Here is a 5,780-nt window from a genome sequence, read left to right as displayed (position 1 = left end):
TTGCCACAAGAGAGGGGAAGCGCCCGCTAACATCTATTTTATCAAGGTGTTATGCGCGGGGTGAGTTTCCATGGTTAAGAGTGGCAACTATCATATTCTACTGCAAATAAAAGGTACTCAGTAGTTTAACCGGACAGTTTTTACTTCCGGTATCATTCTTTATTCGCCGGAGCAATAAACACACTTTCAGATAAACACGTTTTATAAAAACAATCTTGTGAATCATGATTGTTCATACCTATATTTTGTATGGAGGCACTCGAAGAAAAAAAATGAAACGATACAGAAAATGAAGAAAGGATACCGTTTGCATGTCACTGGAAACAGTAACGATAGGAACATTGTCGATCAGCCGGTTCATTCTCGGCAGTAATCCCTTCAGCGGATTCTCTCACCAGGGAACAGACCGTGATACCGCAATGCTCCGCCATTACACCGTCGACCATATCAAGCACGTTTTCAGTCAGGCTCAAAAGCTCGGAATCACCACCGTTATCGGCCGGGGTGACCAGCATTTTATACGGACTCTGCTTGAATTCCGCAACGAGGGCGGTTCGCTCAAGTGGGTCGCGCAGACCTGCCCCGAGATGAAGAGCATCGAGCGGAGCGTCGATGATATCGTCAGAGGCGGTGCAGAGGCGTGCTTCGTCCATGGCGGTTATATGGACAACCTGCTTGCCAATAAAAAGCTGGATGAGGTGCCGCCCGCCATCGAAAAAATCAGGAGTGCGGGGCTTCAGGCGGGCATTGCCGGGCATAATCCCGCTGTGTTCGAGTGGGCAGAGAAAAACCTCGATGTGGACTTCTACATGTGTTCCTACTATAACTCCGCGCACCGTGACGAGCATGCCGAACACATCTCCGGGATGCCGGAGTGGTTCCTGCCGGAAGACAGGGATGCCATGGTCGGCCTTATAGTACGGCTCGGCAGACCGGTGATTCACTATAAGGTCATGGCGGCGGGCAGGAATGACCCCCCGGAAGCGTTACGCTTTGTCGCACGGCATCTGAGAAAGAACGACGCCGTATGCGTGGGCGTATTCACGGGGGACAAGCCGGATATGCTCGCCGAGGATGTTCGGCTGTTCGAAGAGAGCCTGAAGGCCGGTTCTTAATAAAGAGAGCATAATACTCCACCCGGAAAACGGTCTTTGTGACACCCTTTTCCCGATGCCGGTCTCACCCTTGTTATCTGATCCGGATTTATCTGAAAAAATACATAACCTATTTCACCACGGGGACACGGAAGATACGGAGATACAAATAGCTATAACAAATTGTATATAATATTGTTAACCCGGATTATTCGTGAAATAATTTCACCAAACTCGCCGCACTGTGCTGCGTCGCAGCAGGAAGGCGCAAAAAGTCATAACGGATATTATCCATGACGAAATAATTGTTCGTGTTTTTTTATTGTAGGGGCAACCCCCCGTGGTTGCCAAATCCGCGTAAATCCGCCCGATCCGCGTAAATCCGCGTTCTATCTATTATTGCATACGAACAGACCGGACTGTCTTTCACATCCCGAGTACCGCATCCTCTTTCACTTCATTTCGAGCACCACAACCGACATGGGCGGCAGGAGAACGGAAAAGCCTGCATCGGTGATCTTTGCACCCGTAAATACGGTCGGTTTCACCGTCTCCGGTCTGTCGAACGTGTTGTGGACGTTCATTTCCTTACCGGTCAGAACGCGCCCCGAAATGGTCTTCGCCCTGAAGCCGCGAAGCTCGCAGGCCATCTCCTGCGTGGCATGCGGATCGAGATTGCAGAGCGAGACATGAACCGCCCCCGCGCCGTCGCGGGATGCAGAAACGGTGAGGGCCGGCAGCTTTTCGTTTCCGAACTGATAATCGGCGCAATTCAGAACGGCAGGCAGCAGCGCCGCATCCTGGTGAACGCTGTACATCTCGAACACATGATATGTCGGGGTCAGGAGCATTTTTGCCCCGTCGGTCAGCACCATCGCCTGGAGGACATTGACAGTCTGCGCGATGTTGGCCATCCTGACACGGTCGCAGTGCTCGTTGAAAATATTGAGCATCACCCCCGCCGCGAGCGCGTCACGGAGCGTGTTCTGCTGGTAGAGGAAACCGGGATTCGTTCCGGGTTCGACAGCATACCATGTTCCCCACTCGTCAACGATCAACCCTATCCGTCTTTCGGGATCGTACCTGTCCATGACCGTGCTGTGCTTTTTCAGAATCTCATCGAGATGAAGTGCGTTCCTGAGTATGGCAAACCAGTCCGCCTCCTCGAACTGTGTTGCCGAGCTGCTTTTTGCGGGGCCGATATAGTAGTGAATGCTGTAGCCCGACATCATGGAAGCGGCCTTCTCCATGAGCACCTCGGTCCAGTGATAATTATCGCCGTAGCCGCCGCAGGCGATTTTGTAGACCTCGTTTCCCGGAAAATTCCGGACATACGTCTGGTAGCGTTTGTACACATCGGCATAAAATTCCGGCGACATGTTCCCGCCGCATCCCCAGTTTTCGTTGCCCACGCCAAAATACTTGAGCTTCCATGGCTTGTCACGGCCGTTTTTACGGCGTTCGTCCGCCATGGGGCTTACACCGTCGAAAGTGATGTATTCCACCCATTCCTGCATCTCGCGGACTGTGCCGCTGCCCACATTGCCGCAGATATAGGGCTCGCATCCAAGCTGTTCGCAGAGGTCCATGAACTCGTGGGTGCCGAAATGGTTGTTCTCGGTCACACCGCCCCAGTGGGTGTTTATCATGGTGGGCCGTTTCTCGAGGGGGCCGATGCCATCCATCCAGTGATATTCATCCGCGAAACAGCCGCCCGGCCAGCGCAGGACAGGGATTTTGCTCCGTTTCAGCGCCTCGACGATGTCGTTGCGGATGCCGCGTGTACTGGGAATACCGGAATTGTCACCGACCCAGTATCCACCGTATATACACCGTCCCAGATGCTCCGAAAAATGACCGTAGATATTCCTGCTGATCGTTTCTGCGGGCTGATCTTTGAAGGCGTATACGACCAGTTTGTTGCCGCTCTTCGTTTCGGTTTTCTGGGCCTGCACGATCTGAAGAGAAACAAGGCACAGCATCGACAGAAGCCCTCCAGTGATGAAACTCATGCGCATCATCATGAATTCACCTCTTTCCTGTACGGTACTTCAGGGAGTGAAAAGTTGTGAAACGCGCAGAATCGAAAGTCTTACCATATAATGAGGACAATATAATATCGAGCGGGGAAATTCAGCAGTTATTATTGGAGACCTGAATACAAAATGCATGTACCGGTAGTGTTGTTTCCTGCATATTTAATCTCTATCGTCCAGCCAGCATCTTCTCATCGCACAAGCAGCGCTTCACCAGTATCTTCATGATTGCCAGCCCGGAGACGGAAAAAATAAATCCCCGATGACAGGTCATTCCCGCTGCGATCCTTCCCGTCCCACGCTATCCTGTGATTACCGGCGGGCATGGATTCCGCAGCAAGTTCTTTCACTATCTGCCCGAGTAGATTATACACATCGAGCCGGACGAATTCTCCGGCATGCAGAGTGAATTCAAGGGTTGTCCGGTTGTTGAAGGGATTTGGATAGATGCCGGTAATTTCAATTGTAGAAGGTGTAATTACCGGTGAATCGACAGCAGTTGGTTTTTCGGGCTGGCCGTCAAAACTGAACAAACCATTGTACTTCGTGCCGAGCCATTTTATACCGTCATGGTCGATTACAAATGTATTATAGCCGCCAACTTCAACACCGGGATCGAATCCTGACCACACCGAGCCGTCGAAAGTAGAAACAGTAGTCGAGTACAGGCTGCAAAACCATTTCACATTCGAATCATCCACAGCTATGGCGTTTATCACATTCCAGCATAATCCGTCCTCTTCAGTATAGGTTGTCCATCTCGTCCCGTCAAAACGGGAAATGCCGGATTTATCTCCCCACCAACCTGTCCCGAACCACTTCACATTGTCATGATCGACCGCAATCGTATTGACCGAATCGTTAACGAGACCGTCCGCCTCGGTATAGTGTTTCCATGTCGTTCCGTCAAAACTCAGAACACCGTCGAGAGGAGTACCGAACCATTTCACATTGTCGAGGTCAACAGCCGCTGAACTGATTATTCCGCTCACGAATCCTTCGGTGACATCATACGTTTTCCATGATGTTCCGTCAAAAGAAGAAACGCCGTCGTTTGTTCCGAACCATTTCACATTATCGAGGTCGACCGCTATGACGTTCACCTGGATTTCTCCGGGCCCGTCATCTGCGGTATATGATTTCCATGATGTTCCATCAAAACTGCACACGCCTTTCCAGCTTCCGAACCATTTCACGTTGTCATGGTCGACCGCTATCGCAGAAAAATAACTCGATAACATCCCGTCTTTCTCGGTATAGGTTGTCCATGTCGAACCGTCGAAACGTGACAATCCCGCATCATTCCATGTGCTGATCCACTTGACATTATCGCGGTCGACTGCCAGCGCGTAGATATCATTCCCCCGGATTCCCGGCAGTTTTATCGTATTCCATGTATCGCCGTCAAAACGGGTTAATCCATACTTCGGAGTGCCATGCTGATAACTGTCACCCACCGAGATCAAGAGCGAACCGTCTTCTTCAGCAAGAACGGTCCGTATCAGATTATCCGGCAAGCCGCTGTTGTCCGTGGTAAAGGTTGTCCATTTTGTCCCGTCAAAAGACCATAAACCGTGATATGTTCCGAACCATGGTACACCGGACGGGTCGACAGCGATCACTTTTGCAACTTCGGAAACGGGGCCGTCTTCCTCCGCACAGGTCGTAAATTCCCGACCATCGAATGATGCGACACCCTGGGAAAGCCCCATCCACAGTATTCCGTTTTTTTCATCGAACGCAAGCGAGCGGATTTTATCGGAAGGCAGCCCGCTATTTTCCGTTGTATATCGTACCCATGTTGTGTCGTTATAACTCCATAAACCTTTATCCGATGCGACCCATTTGATATTCTTGCCATCGACAGCGACATCGTTTCCACTGTTCCATTTGAATTCACTGAATGTCGTCCATGTCGTCCCGTCGAGCCTTTCTACACCACCATCTGAACCACCAACTGAGGCGAACCATTTAATCCCGTTCTGGTCAAGAGCGATTGAGTTTATTATTCCGCTGCTTATATCATGTAATCTCCATGTGATGCCATCGAAACTGACTATTTTTCTAAAATCATTATCAGCAAGATGTTCTCTCATACCGCCGCCGAACCATTTCATTCCTTCGGTATCAATTGCAACGGCGTTTAATTCAAAGGTTGTCTGGTAATCCAGAGCGGTATACTGTTCGTATGTTCCACCTTGTCGGTTCCACCGTACGATACCCTCGGTAGTCGCCCACCAGACAGAGTCACCCTCGATAGCCAGCCCGTTGATTTCGTTACAGTTGGTATACATCCTCCATCGATCGGCATTTGATACAGCCGAAAGAAATATCACAGCAGCACTCAAGATGAAATATAATAGTATTTTTTTCATTATATATCTTTCTGAAGTAAGTTCATGAAACTGATAAGTTTTTCATCCTCTCCCACTACAGGCGAAGGTATAAGAAGCATTTTCCTGTCTTGACCTCCCATAAGGTATAACGGGATGCAATGTTGTGCAGTAAGTGGATTTCAATGAATCCCAAGACAAGATCACCGAGAAATTTTTTGCTTATTAAGCGCAAAAATAGTGCCATATATTCACAATATTGTTTTAGGCCTCATCCGAAAAATGAGTACCTTAAAGTAAAAATATAAATAACAAAT

At 49.6% G+C, this 5,780-nt stretch carries 3 protein-coding genes; 1 reads left to right on the top strand and 2 read right to left on the bottom strand.

What is annotated here, in order from left to right; genetic code table 11:
* Nucleotides 1-311: 311 nt before the first annotated feature.
* On the top strand, nt 312-1,115 hold the full coding sequence (locus LLG96_08885) for a hypothetical protein (protein MCE5250321.1): 804 nt from the start codon (nt 312-314) through the stop codon (nt 1,113-1,115).
* A 431-nt stretch (nt 1,116-1,546) separates the two neighbouring features.
* Here LLG96_08885 and LLG96_08880 read toward each other — a convergent pair whose 3' ends face one another.
* A complete protein-coding gene (locus tag LLG96_08880) occupies nt 1,547-3,118 on the bottom strand; it encodes an alpha-N-arabinofuranosidase (GenBank protein MCE5250320.1) in 1,572 nt (523 codons plus the stop codon).
* A 203-nt stretch (nt 3,119-3,321) separates the two neighbouring features.
* Nucleotides 3,322-5,424: a T9SS type A sorting domain-containing protein gene (locus tag LLG96_08875; GenBank protein ID MCE5250319.1), complete on the bottom strand. Its 2,103-nt coding sequence runs from the start codon at nt 5,422-5,424 to the stop codon at nt 3,322-3,324.
* Nucleotides 5,425-5,780: the final 356 nt, after the last annotated feature.

The sequence above is a fragment of the bacterium genome (genome assembly GCA_021372535.1).
In the GTDB taxonomy this organism is placed as follows: Bacteria; Latescibacterota; Latescibacteria; order Latescibacterales; family Latescibacteraceae; genus JAFGMP01.
Note: the sequence above shows the minus strand (reverse complement) of the source record. Positions and strands in the feature narration are given on the sequence as shown.

Coding starts and splice junctions, on each gene's coding strand:
- LLG96_08885 (MCE5250321.1), top strand. CDS start 312: ATGTCACTGGAAACAGTAACGATAGGAACATTGTCGATCAGCCGGTTC.
- LLG96_08875 (MCE5250319.1), bottom strand. CDS start 5,424: ATGTATACCAACTGTAACGAAATCAACGGGCTGGCTATCGAGGGTGAC.
- LLG96_08880 (MCE5250320.1), bottom strand. CDS start 3,118: ATGATGATGCGCATGAGTTTCATCACTGGAGGGCTTCTGTCGATGCTG.